The organism is Rhodococcus sp. ARP2 (assembly GCF_001029585.1).
GTDB classification, from domain to species: domain Bacteria; phylum Actinomycetota; class Actinomycetes; order Mycobacteriales; family Mycobacteriaceae; genus Rhodococcus_F; species Rhodococcus_F erythropolis.
The window spans coordinates 25,931-40,266 of sequence record NZ_LEKE01000105.1; the positions used below are offsets into that span (position 1 = coordinate 25,931).

The following is a 14,336-nucleotide window of genomic DNA, read 5'->3' on the forward strand; positions in this document are numbered from 1 at the left end:
TTCGGCTGACCTACTCACAATTCGCCCCACTGTGCCTTGGCTATCGATGCAGACAAATCGGATGTTACGGCGTCAGTTGGCCAAAGGAGACGTACCGAGCGCGCCCCAAGCGGTCTGAGCAAACTCTTGGACACTCTTGCTGCCACTTCCCGCAGGCATCAACGCGAGAAGGGGAACACCACTGACCGAGACAAGATCCTCGCGATTGCATCTCTCGGCGAGGTCCGGTTCCTGCGGCCACGAACCGATCACCAACCCGGCGCATTCCACACCGGATGCACCCAGCGCTTCCACGGTCAGAGCGGTGTGATTTAGCGTGCCCAGGCCGGACGCAACCACCAGCACTACCGGTGCTGCCAGAGCTGCGGCGAGATCGCGCGCGGTGAACCCGTCCACCCCCAACCGAACCAACAAGCCGCCGGCACCTTCGATCAGGGTCAAGTCGTGGGTGGTGTCCAGGTCGCGAGCAACTCGGACTACGTCGTCGAGCTCCAACAACGGCAGACCACTTCTACGTGCAGCAGTATCCGGCGCCAAAGGTTCGGGATACCGCGCCAACTCGACCAGCGTCACGCCGCCCCCGGTCAGACGCTCGATCTCGGCCAGATCACCCGCACCGTCCACGTCGACGCCGGTCTGGGCCGGTTTGAGCACTGCAACCGACTTGCCCGACTGCAAGGCCACCGATGCCAATGCGGCTGTCACCACTGTTTTTCCGACGTCGGTCGACGTTCCGGTCACCAGGAAAATGCTCATGCTCGGGCTCCGGCCAATACTTCGCGCAGTACGAGAGCGATCTGCTCCATCTCGGATGCGGACAGCGTCGCTCGTGCGGTCAGACGCAGCCGTGACGTTCCTTCCGGAACCGACGGCGGGCGGAAGCAACCGACATGCAACCCCTGATCCCGGCACGCCGACGCGGCATCGAACGCCCGTTGCGGATCGCCGAGAACGACCGAGACGACAGCAGATTCAGGCGACGGTGCACCGGTGACGTCGGCGAGTTCGGATGCCCGGGCCAGGACGTCGAGCGCTCGCGTCGGCTCGCGCTGGAGTACGGCGAGTGCAGCTCTGGCCGCGCCGACAGCGGCGGGAGCGAGACCGGTGTCGAAGATGAACGTTCTTGCCGCGTCGATGAGATGCGCGCGAATCTTGTTGTCGCCGAGCACAACTCCGCCCTGGCTGGCGAGCGACTTGGACAGCGTTGCCGTCACGACGACGTCGGGTTCACCCGCCAGGCCCGACTCGTGGACGAGTCCACGTCCACCGGCACCGCGCACACCGATGCCATGCGCCTCGTCGACCAGCAGGATCGCCCCGTACTCGCGGCACACCTGATGCATCTCCCGCAGCGGCGCGAGGTCTCCGTCGGCGCTGAAGACCGAATCCGTGACGACCAGCGCTCGCTCTTCCACTCTGCTGCGCAACGTGTCGGCGAGAAAGCTCACGTCCGAATGCGGAGCTACCGCAACCCGGGCACGTGACAGGCGGCAGGCATCCACGAGTGAGGCATGCGATCCCGCATCGGAGACGATCAACGATCCGGGACCCGAGAGCGCCGTCACCGCGCCGAGATTGGCTGTATAGCCGGAAGAGAAGACCAGTCCGGAGTCCGCCCCGACGAACTCGGCCAGTTCGACTTCGAGCAGTTCGTGTTCGGTGGTGGTGCCGGTGACCAGACGCGAACCCGTGGCGCCCGCGCCCCAACGGCGCAGAGCCGCCGTTGCACCCTCGATCACGTCGGGGTGCCGCACGAGTCCGAGGTAATCGTTCGACGCCAGGTCGATCAACGGGGAGTCGACCGTGCGAGGACGGAGTTCGCGGCGCAGTCCAGCGGCCCTACGGTCCGCTTCGACGGCAGTGAGCCAATTCAGCGAGGTGTTCACTTTTCCGACCATACTTGAACACCGTTCAACTCAATGGTTAGGGTGCATCCGTGCTCACAACCGGACTTGATCCCCATGACGTCTCCGCCATCGATGCCGATGTCCTCTGGCATCCGTACGGATCATTTCCCGCGTCGACTCGTCCGCTGATCGTCGACTCTGCCCAGGGGGCTACCCTCACGCTCTCCGACGGCCGCCGATTGGTCGACGGAATGAGCTCGTGGTGGGCCGCCATTCACGGATACCGCAATCCCGTGCTCGACACTGCTGCTGCACGGCAGCTGGGCAAGATGAGTCATGTCATGTTCGGCGGACTGACGCACGAACCCGCCGCTCGCCTCGGGCGACTGCTCGTCGACATCACACCACCTCACCTCGACAAGGTGTTCCTCTCCGACTCCGGTTCGGTGGCCGTCGAAGTAGCAGTCAAGATGTGCCTGCAGTACTGGCGGAGCCTCGGAAAACCGTCGAAGAATCGTTTGATGACCTGGCGCGGTGGATATCACGGCGACACATTCACCCCCATGAGCGTCTGCGACCCCGACGGCGGCATGCACTCTCTCTGGACCGACGTCCTTCGCCCTCAGGTCTTCGCGCAGACTCCCCCGGCGGACTATCTCCCCGAATACGTGCAGGAGTTGGAAACGCTGCTGGCCGAGCATCACGACGAGTTGGCCGCGGTGATCGTCGAACCGGTAGTCCAAGGCGCCGGCGGAATGCGTTTCCACGACCCCGCATACCTGATCGACCTCCGTAACCTCTGCGACAAATACCAAGTCCTCCTGGTCTTCGACGAGATCGCGACCGGATTCGGACGCACCGGTGAACTGTTCGCCGCCGATCATGCCGGCGTCAGTCCCGACGTCATGTGCGTCGGCAAGGCACTGACCGGCGGGTACATGAGTCTGGCGGCAACGCTGTGCACCACGGAGATCGCAGAGACCATCACTGCCGGCGAGGGCGGCGGACTGATGCACGGCCCCACCTTCATGGGCAATCCACTCGCGTGCGCTGTCGCGGTCGCGTCGACCGAACTTCTGCTCGCAATGGACTGGCGGCGTGACGTCGCAACCCTCGAACGTAGCCTCGCTCGCGGCCTCGCCGAAGCCGTCACAATTCCCGGGGTGGTGGACGTTCGAGTCAAAGGCGGAATCGGGGTGATCGAACTCGAGCAGCCGGTCGAGATGCAGAGCGCCACCGATGCGGCCGTCGACGCCGGGGTCTGGCTTCGACCGTTCCGCAACCTGGTGTACGCGATGCCTCCGTACCTGTGTTCGGACGCGGAGGTGGAACAGATCACAGCCGGAATGCTTGCAACCGCCCGCAGCCAGGCGAAACGGTGATCAGCGGCGTAGACAGTCGACAAGATTCGATCGGCTGCACCCGATAGGGTCTGATTCATGGATCAACCGCCGAGCGCGCCCTCAGCCACTCCCATCCCGGTATGGCCTGGCAGTGCGTACCCACTCGGTGCCACCTACGACGGCGCGGGGACCAATTTCTCGCTCTTCTCCGAGGTCGCCGAAGCCGTCGAACTGTGCCTGATCGCCAAGGACGGCACCGAAACCCGCATTCGGATGGACGAGGTCGACGGTTACGTCTGGCATGCGTACCTTCCGTCCGTGTCCCCCGGCCAGCGATACGGCTACCGCGTGCACGGGCCGTACGATCCGGCTGCAGGTCTGCGCTGCGATCCGAGCAAACTCCTGCTGGACCCGTACGGAAAAGCGTTCGACGGAGACTTCGACGGAGATCGTTCACTGTTCTCGTACGACGTCGAGTCGGCGGCGGACCCCGAACCTGTTGGAGACGACGAAACTCCTGCCGTGGAGCCGGAAGAAGCCACCGACGAAACGAGTTCGGAGGCCGAATCGGGCGAGGTGGGCCTCGAAGACGAGTCACCCACGGACGATCAGGAATCGGACGAGAGCCTCGAGCCCGAACCCTTCGATCCCGAACCGCTCGTCGACGAACCCGCTACCATCCCTTTCCCCCAACATGATTCGCTCGGTCACACGATGTCGACCGTCGTCATCAATCCGTTCTTCGACTGGGCGTCCGACCGCTCGCCGAAGCGTCCGTACCACGAGACGGTCATCTACGAAGCGCACGTCAAGGGTATGACCGCGACGCACCCCGGAGTTCCGGAGGAATTGCGCGGCACTTACGCCGGACTCGCGCATCCGGTGATCATCGAGCACCTCACCAATCTGGGTGTCACGGCGATCGAACTGATGCCGGTCCATCAGTTCATGCACGACCAGGTGCTGCTCGATCAGGGACTGCGAAACTACTGGGGCTACAACACCTTCGGCTTTCTTGCTCCACATACCGACTACTCCTCGGCCGCCAAACCCGATGCGGCCGTGGCGGAATTCAAGGCAATGGTGCGCAGTTTCCACCAGGCGGGTATCGAGGTGATCCTCGACGTGGTCTACAACCACACCGCCGAGGGCAACCACATGGGGCCGACCATCAGCTTCCGCGGAATCGACAACGCCGCCTACTACCGACTGGTCGACGGCGACGAAGCGCACTACATGGACTACACCGGAACGGGCAACAGCCTCAATGCCCGTCATCCGCACACCCTGCAATTGATCATGGACTCGCTGCGGTACTGGGTCACCGAAATGCATGTCGACGGTTTCCGCTTCGACCTGGCCTCCACACTCGCCCGTGAACTGCACGACGTGGACCGCCTTTCCGCCTTCTTCGATCTGGTGCAACAGGATCCGATCGTCAGTCAGGTGAAACTGATCGCCGAACCGTGGGACGTCGGCGAAGGCGGTTACCAGGTCGGCAACTTCCCAGGCCTGTGGACCGAATGGAACGGTAAGTACCGCGATACCGTCCGCGACTACTGGCGTGGTGAGCCGGCAACGCTGGGCGAGTTCGCTTCCCGCCTCACCGGATCCTCTGATCTCTACGAGGCGACCGGACGTCGCCCCGGCGCGAGCATCAATTTTGTCATCGCCCACGACGGTTTCACCCTGCACGACCTCGTCTCGTACAACGAGAAGCACAACGAAGCCAACGGCGAGAACAACAACGACGGCGAATCGCACAACCGATCCTGGAACTGCGGCGTCGAAGGCCCCACAGACGACCCCGAAATCCTCGAACTGCGTGGACGTCAGAGCCGAAACATCCTGGCTACGCTGATGCTCAGCCAGGGCACCCCGATGCTTGCTCACGGCGACGAGATGGGCCGAACTCAGCAGGGTAACAACAACGTTTACTGCCAGGATTCGGAACTGTCATGGATGGATTGGACTCTCGCGGAAACCAATGCGGACCTCGTCGAGTTCACCAAGCGCGCAATTGCCTTGCGCGCCAAGAACCCGGTCTTCCGGCGTCGTCGATTCTTCGAGGGCCGACCCATTCGAAGTGGCGATCAGGGCCGAGACATCGCCTGGCTCACGCCGTCGGGCGAGGAGATGACTCCGGCCGACTGGGACAGCGGTTTCGGTAAGTCGTTGGCCGTCTTTCTCAACGGCGACGCGATCCCGGAACCGAACTACCGCGGCGAGCGTGTCACGGGAGATTCGTTCCTCCTGTGTTTCAACGCTCACTACGAAGATCTCGAATTCTCCACCCCCAACGCGGACTACGCGTCGGAGTGGACCGTCGTACTCGACACCTCGGTCCCCACTGGTGAGAGCGATACCGTGATCAAGGCCGGAACAACTTTGGATGTAAAAGCGCGAGCATTGACGGTACTTCGCAGAACCGCCTGAGGGAGACGTGCACATGGCCCCGATAACCAGCACCTACCGACTGCAGTTGCGACCGGATGCATTCACTCTTCGTGATGCGGCCGCACAGGTGGACTACTTCGAGGCATTGGGGGTCTCACATCTTTATCTCTCCCCCATCCTCACTGCGACGTCCGGGTCGACGCACGGCTACGACGTCACCGATCCGACGACCGTGTCCGAAGGACTTGGTGGCCGCGAGGCTTTGGTGGAGTTATCGCGCGCGGTTCGATCACGTGGGATGGGCCTGATCGTCGATCTGGTCCCCAACCATGTCGGTGTCGCCAAACCTCGCGAAAATGCTTGGTGGTGGGACGTTCTCACGCACGGGCAGTCGTCGGAGTACGCGGACTTCTTCGACATCGATTGGGCCGAGGACAACGGAGTCGACGGCAAACTCTCGCTCCCGGTGCTGGGCAGCCAGGACGATCTCGACGCACTGACTGTCGAGAAAGACGGTGAGGAAACACTTCTCGCGTTCTACGAGCACCGCTTCCCTGTCGCCTCCGGCACCGAATCCGGATCTCCACAGGAGGTCCACTCCAGGCAGTCGTACCGACTCGTACCGTGGAACGCCGGAATCATCAACTACCGACGGTTCTTTGCCGTCAACGAACTCGCTGCACTGCGCCAAGAGGACCCCAAAGTCTTCGAACTCTGCCATCGGCAATTGAAGTCGTGGGTCGACGAAGGACTGATCGACGGCGTTCGCATCGATCACCCGGACGGACTCGCCGATCCGGCGGAGTACCTTTGTCGCCTGCGGGAACTGATCGGACCAGATCAGTGGCTCGTGATCGAAAAGATCCTCGGCCATACGGAACCACTCGATCCGCTGCTCCCGATCGACGGCACTACCGGATACGACGCACTCAATCAACTGGGCGGCATTTTCGTCGATCCCGCCGCCGAACTCGAATTGACCGAACTCTCCGCAGATCTGACCGGCGACGACGGGGACAGTACGTGGTTGCATCACACCGAACGTCAGTTCAAACGCGACACCGGGCGCGGTGACCTTGCACCCGAGGTTCGCAGACTCGTGCGCGCAATCCGACGCGAAACCGGAAGTCGTTGCAGTGAGACCGAACTGAACGACGCAGTTGTCGTCGCGATCGCTCGGATGCCGGTCTATCGATCCGACTACAGTCCGCTCGCCGGTTTGGCCGCTCGTATCGTCGGCGACATGCACGAACTGGCGCCTGGGCATGAAGCGGCGTTCAACGTGCTGGCGCAATCCCTGGTGAACGGCGGTGAAGCGGCGGTTCGCTTCCAGCAGGTGTGCGGCGCCGTCATGGCGAAGTCCGTCGAAGATCGACTCTTCTATCGGACGGCGCGACTGGTCTCACGTCAGGAAGTCGGCGGCAACCCTGCATCACTTGCCGTCTCCGTCGCCGAATTCCATCTCCACAACGCGGACCGAGCGAAGCGGTGGCCGCGGGCGATGACGAGTCTGTCCACTCACGACACCAAACGCGGCGAGGACGTGCGGGCACGGATCGGTGTTGTGTCTCAGGTGCCGACCCTGTGGTCCCGGCTGATTCGCGACTGGGAAAACGTCTGCCCCAGCCCTGATCCGCTGACCGGATTGTTCTTGTGGCAGAACATCATCGGCGTGTGGCCGGCCGACGGTCGCCCCGCGTCCTCGGTTCCAGAACTGCGCGAGCGTTTACACGCCTATGCGGAGAAAGCCGTCCGCGAGTCCGGCGCCAGGACTTCCTGGAACGATCCGGACGTCGGCTTCGAGTCGGCAGTGCACCGCTGGATCGACGAGGTGATCGACGGTCCTGTCGCTGATTCGGTCAGCGAATTCGTCGGCCGGATCGCGCGTCACGGCTGGGCGGACTCTCTGGGCCAAAAGCTGCTCCAACTCCTCGGGCCCGGAGTTCCCGACGTCTACCAGGGCACGGAGCTGTGGGAGGACTCGCTGGTCGACCCGGACAACCGGCGCGTTGTCGACTACGGAACGAGGCGATCACTGCTCGAATCCGGCGCCGCGCCGATCGACGCAACAGGAACCGCAAAGTTGCACCTCGTTCGCACGGCACTGACACTGCGGCGGGAGAACCCCTCGTGGTTCGATCACGGTGAGTACCGGCCCATCTTCGCTTCAGGTTCCGGATCCGGTCATCTGGTCGGCTTCTCGCGCGGCCCGGCAGGTGATCCGCCCATGGTCGTTGCTCTGGCGACGCGACATTCGCTCGGCCTATCGGCGCACGGCTGGCGAGACACCCGAATCGACCTTCCCGAAGGCGAATGGGTCGACGCGCTGAGCGGACAACCCGTCACGTCCGCAGATGCGCGCGATGTCTTCGCCGACGGACCATGTGCCCTGTTGACCAGGGTGTGCTGAGCGGTTTCCGCTGACTGGACATTCACCCCCGAAAAGAACTTCGTCGCGCTAACTTCCGAAGAGCAGATCGTCACCACTATTCGGAGGTTTGAGCATGACTGCCAATCGATACACCGGAAAAGTTGCCTTCATCACCGGAGCAGCCCGCGGTCAGGGGCGGGCGGAAGCTGTCCGGCTGGCAGAAGAGGGCGCAGACATCATCGCCGTCGACGCGTGTGTTCAATTCGAATCCACGTCTTACGCCGGCGCCACCGAAGACGACCTGGCCGAGACAGTCGAACTGGTCAAGGCTCTGGACCGACGAATTGTCGCTACCAAGACCGACGTCCGCGACTTCTCTGCGCTGTCCGCGGCGCTCGATGCCGGCATCGACGAACTGGGGCGCCTCGACGTCGTCGTCGCGAACGCCGGAATCTGTTCTGCCAACATGTCCTGGGAAATCACGCCCGAGCAGTGGCAGGAAACGCTCGACGTCAACCTGACCGGCGTCTTTCACACCGCCAAGACAGCGATCCCGCACCTGATCAAGCAAGGCACCGGTGGCTCGATCATCTTCACCAGCTCCGTCGCCGGCCTGCGTGGGCTCCCCTTCCTCGGCCACTACGTCGCGAGCAAACACGGCATCACCGGTCTGGCCAAGACGATGGCCTCGGAATTGGGGCAGTACAACATTCGGGTCAACACCATCCACCCGCACGGCGTGGAAACCGGAATGCAGATGACGGACATGCGGCCGCTCATCGACGCCAACGCTCACACCCTCGGTCCGATCTTCATGCAGACCTTGCCAGACCCGGTCAGCCAGCCGGAGGACATCGCCGCAGCCGTCGCGTTCCTCGGTTCCGACGAGGCCCATCACATCACCGGCATCGCGATGCCGCTCGATCTGGGCACCCTGATCCGCTGATCGAATCTTCTCGAGTTTTTCCCGTCCTCGGGGAATATCGCTTCCCCGAGGACGGTTGCGCGAGACATGACCAAAACTGTTGTAGCGCAGACGTACGGCACGCCCGAGGTCCTGGAGCTGGTGGACATCGATTTACCGGCACCGAAATCAGGCGAAGTCCTGGTCGACGTGAAGGCGATCGGCGTCAATCCCTTCGACTTCAAGCTCTACAGCGGTGCTTTCGGCACTGATCCCGAGAAACTTCCGATCCGCCTCGGCGGCGAGGCAGCGGGCGTCGTCTCGGCGGTCGGCGACGGCGTTACCGGTGTTGCAGTCGGCGACGAAGTGATCGTCAGCCCCGGCAACGGTCTTTACGCCGAACAGGTAGTCGTTCCGGTCTCCTCGATCACCGCGAAGCCCGCCGGCATCAGCTGGGAACAGGCGGCCGGACTCCTTCTCGTCGGCGGAACTGCAGTCGATGCCCTCGACACCATTCGCGTCGGCTCCGGGGACACCGTCCTCATCCACGGCGCGTCCGGTGGCGTCGGCGCTATTGCGGTTCAGCTCGCCGCAGCACGCGGTGCCACCGTGATCGGCACTGCGGGAGCATCGAATCAGGACTACGTGCGCTCGCTCGGCGCCACGCCGGTGCTCTACGGCGAGGGCCTCGAAGCCCGCGTTCGTGAACTCGCACCGAACGGTGTCGACGCTGCTTTCGACACCGCCGGAACTGACGAAGCCGTCGATACATCTCTGGCATTGGTCGCCGACAAGAGCCGTGTCGTCACCATCGTCGCGTTCGGACGCGCCCAGACCGACGGCTTCGCGTCTGTCGGCGGAGGCAATCCGGCAAGTGCCGAAGCACGTTTGAAGGCTCGCTCCGAACTGGTCGAACAAGCCGGGTCGGGACACCTCACCGTGAAGATCGCCAAGACCTTCCCGCTCGCAGACGTCACCCTCGCTCACACCGAGTTGCAGAGTTCTCATCCCGCCGGGAAGTTCATCCTCATTCCCTGAGGTTCCCTAAGCCTGAACGGCGAGTGGAACCAAGAGGGTAGTGCCGAACGCGACGAGCACGGATTCGCCTTCGCGTTCGGCATGTACCTCGGCAGTGACGAACACCTGCTTGCGCCCAGCCTTGACCGAGCGTGCCGTGGCGACGAATGCCGTTCCGACTCCCGGGCTCACGAAATTGACCGCGCAGTTGGACGCCGCCACGACACCAACCTGTGTAAAGGCGGCAAATCCGCACGCAGTGTCGATAAGTCCCGCCACAAGCGCAGCGTGCAAGTGTCCCGAGTACTGGCCGAGATCCTCACGCCATTCGAGCCGCAGGCAGACACGTCCTGGTTCGGCCTCCGTCACTTCGAATCCGGCCCACCGGTTGAAGGCCGCCGAGGCGTTGACTGCGCGCAACTGTTCCAGCATTTCCGAATGTTCCATGTAGACCAGTCTACATAGATTGTGGTGGATCGCTGGGGTGTTTAAGCTCCAATTCGTGGCGACTCCCCCGAAACACCGCGAAGCACTGGTACGAGCTGCCGCCGATCTGTTTCGCCGCCAGGGGTATGCGGCTACGGGACTCAACGAGATCCTCAAGTCGAGTGGCGCCCCGAAAGGTTCGCTCTACCACTACTTTCCCGGCGGCAAAGAGCAGATCGGTGAAGAGGTCGTCCGCGTCGGCGGGCAGTTGGTCACCGACACTCTGACCGAACTCGCCGACAACCACCCAGACGCCGGAGCACTGCTGCGCGAGTATGCGCGGCGGCTCGCTGGATGGGTGAGCGATTCGGACTTCCACGAAGGCTCGCCGATCACGACGGTGTTGTTGGAACTTGCCCCCGATTCGGAGAGCGTGACAGCCGCAGGACAGGCGGTCTACCGACAGTGGACTTCGCTACTACGCGACTCACTGATCGAGTCCGGTGTCGCACGCACTCGAGCGGAACGGCTTGCAGTCCTGGCAGTGTCCGCACTCGAGGGTTCGCTGGTGCGGGCTCGCGTCGAACGATCAGGTCAGCCGATCCTCGATTCACTCGGCGAGGTCGCCGACGTGTTCGACGGAGCAATCGCTTCGGCGGCCGCGCACTGAGCCGACACACCCTGAGCGAACGGCACTCTCGGTCTCATGAAGGCGCCGAAAGGTACGTTCGCTCGGAATCGGAGGGTGGGCCTGCCGGCATCCCGCCACCACCCCGAGCACCACCGCGGGCCGCGCCGATCCCCGCAACGACGACGCATGCGATACCTGCCACTGCCAGAACACTCGGAACTTGTTGCAACACAACAAGACCGATGAGCTGCGCGAAAGCGGGCTCGAGACTCATCAGCGTGCCGAATGCTGCCGTCGACAGCCGCCGCAGTGAGACCATCTCCAGAACGAACGGCACGACGGGCAGCAAGATCGCAAGTCCGAGGCCCACGAGAACCAGGTGCGGGGTCAGCCGCCCAATGGCCGAGTGGCCCACGGCAATTGTCGCGGCCGACCCGGCAACCGCCATCGACACCGCCAGCCCGTTGATACCGGCAACCTCGTCGCCGACCCGCTGGGTGAGCAGTATGTACATCGCCCAGCAGAGCGCCGCGCCAAGTGCGTACGCCACACCGACCATATCGACTGTCCCTGCCCACGGTTCGGTGAGAAGGACTACGCCCACGCCTGCCAGAACCGGCCACAGAACGCGGCCACGCCCCCGGAGCAAAGCAACCGTCAGCGGACCCAAGAACTCCAGCGCGCTTGCCGTTCCCAGAGGAAGACGCTCGACGGCCGCCATGAACAACAGCGTCATGCCGGCGGTGACCACACCCAGGACCACGCAGGCCAGAAACGCTTTGCGAGTGAACGCGGAGGGACGGGGCCTGACGATGATCAGAAGAATGATGCCCGCCCAGGCGAGACGTATCCACGCTGCTCCGTCTGCTCCGAGCTGATCGATCAGACCCACCGACACGGCGAGTCCGAGCTGCACGCACAACATCGCCAGAACAGCCAGGCCCACTCCGGCCCGCGCTTTCGTATCCATAGCTGAATTGAACGGGACGCCAACCGTTCGTGTCCACGCGATCTTGACCTACATTATGTTCACGATTAGTGAATGATCGAACGATGGAAACCCGTCGACTCCATCTCCTCCTCGAACTCTCCCGCTTGGGTTCCATGCGCGCGGTCGCCGAAGCTCACAACCTCACGACATCGACAGTGTCCCAACAGCTCGCGGCTTTGACCGCGGAAACCGGTACTTCATTGATCGAACCGGAAGGCCGACGCGTTCGCCTCACGCCTGCCGGTCAACGACTCGCCGATCATGCCGTCACCATCCTGGCAGCCGTGGATGCAGCTCGCCTGGACCTCGATCCGACCGCCGAACCGGAGGGGACATTGAGAGTCGGCGGATTCGCTACTGCCGTCAGAACCGCGATGCTCCCCGTCGCCCTGAGCCTGCAACACAGCCATCCACAGTTAGACGTGGTGATCTGCGAGTACGAACCGGCCGAGGCTTTTGCCCTACTCGAACGAGATGACCTGGACCTCGCGCTGACGTACGACTACAACCTCGCCCCCGCATCCCCGAGCTCGTTACTCGAAGCACTACCGCTCTGGTCGACGCCGTGGGGATTATGCGTTCCCGACAACGCCCACACACCCGACGAGTCCACGAAATCCGGGATCGATCTCCGTGCCTTCGCAGACACACCATGGATAGTGAACTCGCGAAATACAGCCGACGAGCGGGCCGTGCGGACCCTCGCGTCACTGGCTGGATTCACCCCTCGGATCACTCACCAGATCGACAGTCTCGACTTGGTCGAACTCTTGATCCTCAGTGGTTACGGCGTGGGGCTGATGCCACTCGAACGCAAGACCCGCGAAGGCGTACGCGTCGTGCCGCTGACCGATCCGCCTGTCATCCTCACCGCCTATGCGGTGACGCGTCGCGGCCGATCGTCGTGGCCGCCGCTTCGGCTCGTGCTGGACCGTCTCACGGCCTACCGATAACTCAAATCCGATCAGCGTCGCCGTCGCGGCGCTGCTGCTTGGCAATTCGACGCTGCTCTTCCGCCCGCTCGCGGCACTGACGCAAGAATGCTTCGTCCGCCGCCGGATCCTGCGCAACGGCGCGTCCCGGACGCTCGTATTCGCCGTAACCGGTTGGGCCGACGTAACCGCGGGGCGCGTTCTGTCCGCGCCCGACCACCAGCCACAGAACGGACCCCAAGGTGGGAAGGAAGATGATGATCAGAATCCAGACGACCTTGGGTAGGTACTGGATGTAGGCGTCATCTCTCGTGATAGCGTCGACGATGCAGAAAATCCACAGCAACATCGTGATGAGGCCGAACAAGGCATAGGGCACGCTGGCGATTCCTCCCGAGAATAAAAAACCCTCGCCATGCTAACGAAAACAGACCGATTAGTACATTAGATTCTGGCGAATGTTGAACTCGAGCCATCCTCGGTATGCATCGACATCCCATCCACTGACCCGACGCAATTGCTGATGAAGCTGAGGCGAGACGAAAGCGGCAAGTATGCCCGCGGCTTTCTCGAGCGAAATCTCGGGCCTCAACAATCCATGCTCGGACAGACCCTCGGCTATCGACATCGCATTGACGGCCGACTGATCCGACGATTCCTCGGACAGTCGCCGCATGTCGGCATCCGCACCTGACGATTCGACCGCGACCATCATCAGAGCGCCGGCACGTTCGAGCAGTCCGATGCCCTGTGCCACGATCTGGGAGACGATCCGGCGAACGTCATCGGGGTCCGAGGCCAGGTTCGGCGCGCCGAGTGGAACCTCGTCGGCATCGAGCGCCGCGGCGAGGGCCGCTTCGAAGATCTCGAGCTTCCCGCCCGGGAAGGCTGTGAACACCGTCCGATTGGCGACGCCGGCCGAGTCGGCAATCTGTTTGACGGTGGCACTGACGTATCCGTCTCGGACAAACAAGGTCGTCGCCGCATCACGAATGAGTTCACGCGTTCGCTGTGCGGAAGCTTCACGCACGCGGGAGTGGTACTGGCGTATGCCCTCCATTGCGCACACTTTAGCCGCATTCGATGCAACGGCCATGCATGGAAAGAATCGTGCAGTTCAAGAGCCTTTTCCGGGGTGATCTATCCAGCCGTCGCTACCGGGAAACACCAACGCCTCGTGCCCGTTGTCGTACCTGACCAGATAGGGCGGCCCTCCGTCCTCCCCGTGGACTTCGAGGACCTCGGCAGTTACCTCCGCCTGCCCAACCACGCGCCCCTGGACATGGAGACGGTCACCCACTTCGGCATGCATCACTCCTCCTCGCTGCCCGCTCGCGCGGGCGCAGACCAACCACTGACGTTGTTCCCGCGATACCGACTTGGAAACCCTGGACGGGTTGCCGTCGTGAGGAATCGCATATTCACCGAAGGTGACAGCGAGGGGTGAACAGTGGTTCACTCATGGGTGAATTCCCGT

Annotated in this window: 14 protein-coding genes; 7 read left to right on the forward strand and 7 right to left on the reverse strand. The window is 62.9% G+C overall.

What is annotated here, in order from left to right; translation table 11 throughout:
- Nucleotides 1-72 precede the first annotated feature (72 nt).
- Together bioD and ABX74_RS26340 are read right to left on the reverse strand one after the other, a co-directional pair.
- Complete coding sequence (bioD, locus tag ABX74_RS26335; RefSeq protein WP_047890056.1) at nucleotides 73-756, reverse strand: dethiobiotin synthase; 684 nt, start codon at nucleotides 754-756, stop codon at nucleotides 73-75.
- Nucleotides 753-1,898, reverse strand: coding sequence for an 8-amino-7-oxononanoate synthase (locus ABX74_RS26340; protein ID WP_047890057.1), 1,146 nt, complete (start codon nucleotides 1,896-1,898; stop codon nucleotides 753-755). Before ABX74_RS26340 ends, bioD begins: the two co-directional genes overlap by 4 nt.
- Nucleotides 1,899-1,936: 38 nt before the next feature.
- Between ABX74_RS26340 and ABX74_RS26345 the strand changes: the two genes are divergently transcribed.
- The 5 genes from ABX74_RS26345 to ABX74_RS26365 all read left to right on the forward strand — a co-directional run bounded on the left by ABX74_RS26345 (nucleotide 1,937) and on the right by ABX74_RS26365 (nucleotide 9,900).
- Nucleotides 1,937-3,229 (forward strand): adenosylmethionine--8-amino-7-oxononanoate transaminase, encoded by a 1,293-nt coding sequence (locus tag ABX74_RS26345; protein WP_047890058.1) that lies wholly within the window; start codon nucleotides 1,937-1,939, stop codon nucleotides 3,227-3,229.
- 57 nt (nucleotides 3,230-3,286) lie between these two features.
- The gene (gene glgX / locus ABX74_RS26350; protein WP_047890059.1) at nucleotides 3,287-5,626 is read left to right on the forward strand and encodes a glycogen debranching protein GlgX; all 2,340 of its coding nucleotides are present in this window, start codon (nucleotides 3,287-3,289) and stop codon (nucleotides 5,624-5,626) included.
- A gap of 13 nt (nucleotides 5,627-5,639) precedes the next feature.
- The gene (gene treY / locus ABX74_RS26355) at nucleotides 5,640-7,997 is read left to right on the forward strand and encodes a malto-oligosyltrehalose synthase (RefSeq protein WP_047890060.1); all 2,358 of its coding nucleotides are present in this window, start codon (nucleotides 5,640-5,642) and stop codon (nucleotides 7,995-7,997) included.
- 94 nt (nucleotides 7,998-8,091) lie between these two features.
- Nucleotides 8,092-8,904, forward strand: coding sequence for a mycofactocin-coupled SDR family oxidoreductase (locus ABX74_RS26360; RefSeq protein ID WP_047890061.1), 813 nt, complete (start codon nucleotides 8,092-8,094; stop codon nucleotides 8,902-8,904).
- Nucleotides 8,905-8,970: 66 nt separating this feature from the next.
- Nucleotides 8,971-9,900, forward strand: a complete 930-nt coding sequence (locus ABX74_RS26365; RefSeq protein WP_047890062.1) for an NADP-dependent oxidoreductase — start codon at nucleotides 8,971-8,973, stop codon at nucleotides 9,898-9,900.
- A gap of 6 nt (nucleotides 9,901-9,906) precedes the next feature.
- Here the strand turns inward: ABX74_RS26365 and ABX74_RS26370 are convergent, their stop codons facing one another.
- Nucleotides 9,907-10,326 (reverse strand): PaaI family thioesterase, encoded by a 420-nt coding sequence (locus tag ABX74_RS26370; protein ID WP_223258019.1) that lies wholly within the window; start codon nucleotides 10,324-10,326, stop codon nucleotides 9,907-9,909.
- A gap of 55 nt (nucleotides 10,327-10,381) precedes the next feature.
- Between ABX74_RS26370 and ABX74_RS26375 the strand changes: the two genes are divergently transcribed.
- A complete protein-coding gene (locus ABX74_RS26375) occupies nucleotides 10,382-10,975 on the forward strand; it encodes a TetR/AcrR family transcriptional regulator (RefSeq protein ID WP_047890063.1) in 594 nt (197 codons plus the stop codon).
- 34 nt (nucleotides 10,976-11,009) lie between these two features.
- Here ABX74_RS26375 and ABX74_RS26380 read toward each other — a convergent pair whose 3' ends face one another.
- Entirely contained in the window at nucleotides 11,010-11,906 is an 897-nt protein-coding gene (locus ABX74_RS26380) for an EamA family transporter (RefSeq protein WP_047890064.1), read from the reverse strand.
- Between the two features lie 83 nt (nucleotides 11,907-11,989).
- Between ABX74_RS26380 and ABX74_RS26385 the strand changes: the two genes are divergently transcribed.
- On the forward strand, nucleotides 11,990-12,880 hold the full coding sequence (locus ABX74_RS26385) for a LysR family transcriptional regulator (protein WP_047890065.1): 891 nt from the start codon (nucleotides 11,990-11,992) through the stop codon (nucleotides 12,878-12,880).
- A 1-nt stretch (nucleotide 12,881) separates the two neighbouring features.
- On the opposite strand, the gene ABX74_RS26390 is transcribed toward ABX74_RS26385, so the two are convergent.
- Genes ABX74_RS26390 through ABX74_RS30075 form a run of 3 tightly spaced genes read right to left on the reverse strand, consistent with a single transcriptional unit; the run spans nucleotide 12,882 to nucleotide 14,171 of the window.
- Nucleotides 12,882-13,238, reverse strand: a complete 357-nt coding sequence (locus tag ABX74_RS26390; protein WP_019748838.1) for a PLD nuclease N-terminal domain-containing protein — start codon at nucleotides 13,236-13,238, stop codon at nucleotides 12,882-12,884.
- Between the two features lie 57 nt (nucleotides 13,239-13,295).
- Nucleotides 13,296-13,919 carry a TetR/AcrR family transcriptional regulator gene (locus ABX74_RS26395; RefSeq protein WP_047890066.1) on the reverse strand — a complete coding sequence of 208 codons (624 nt, stop codon included), beginning with the start codon at nucleotides 13,917-13,919 and terminating at the stop codon, nucleotides 13,296-13,298.
- A 57-nt stretch (nucleotides 13,920-13,976) separates the two neighbouring features.
- Nucleotides 13,977-14,171, reverse strand: a complete 195-nt coding sequence (locus ABX74_RS30075; RefSeq protein WP_003941743.1) for a DUF1918 domain-containing protein — start codon at nucleotides 14,169-14,171, stop codon at nucleotides 13,977-13,979.
- Between the last annotated feature and the right edge of the window lie 165 nt (nucleotides 14,172-14,336).

Excerpts from the sequence above, each read along its gene's own strand:
- bioD (WP_047890056.1), bottom strand. The coding sequence starts at position 756 with ATGAGCATTTTCCTGGTGACCGGAACGTCGACCGACGTCGGAAAAACA.
- ABX74_RS26340 (WP_047890057.1), bottom strand. The coding sequence starts at position 1,898 with ATGGTCGGAAAAGTGAACACCTCGCTGAATTGGCTCACTGCCGTCGAA.
- glgX (WP_047890059.1), top strand. The coding sequence starts at position 3,287 with ATGGATCAACCGCCGAGCGCGCCCTCAGCCACTCCCATCCCGGTATGG.
- treY (WP_047890060.1), top strand. The coding sequence starts at position 5,640 with ATGGCCCCGATAACCAGCACCTACCGACTGCAGTTGCGACCGGATGCA.
- ABX74_RS26360 (WP_047890061.1), top strand. The coding sequence starts at position 8,092 with ATGACTGCCAATCGATACACCGGAAAAGTTGCCTTCATCACCGGAGCA.
- ABX74_RS26365 (WP_047890062.1), top strand. The coding sequence starts at position 8,971 with ATGACCAAAACTGTTGTAGCGCAGACGTACGGCACGCCCGAGGTCCTG.
- ABX74_RS26370 (WP_223258019.1), bottom strand. The coding sequence starts at position 10,326 with ATGGAACATTCGGAAATGCTGGAACAGTTGCGCGCAGTCAACGCCTCG.
- ABX74_RS26380 (WP_047890064.1), bottom strand. The coding sequence starts at position 11,906 with ATGGATACGAAAGCGCGGGCCGGAGTGGGCCTGGCTGTTCTGGCGATG.
- ABX74_RS26385 (WP_047890065.1), top strand. The coding sequence starts at position 11,990 with ATGGAAACCCGTCGACTCCATCTCCTCCTCGAACTCTCCCGCTTGGGT.
- ABX74_RS26395 (WP_047890066.1), bottom strand. The coding sequence starts at position 13,919 with ATGGAGGGCATACGCCAGTACCACTCCCGCGTGCGTGAAGCTTCCGCA.
- ABX74_RS30075 (WP_003941743.1), bottom strand. The coding sequence starts at position 14,171 with ATGCATGCCGAAGTGGGTGACCGTCTCCATGTCCAGGGGCGCGTGGTT.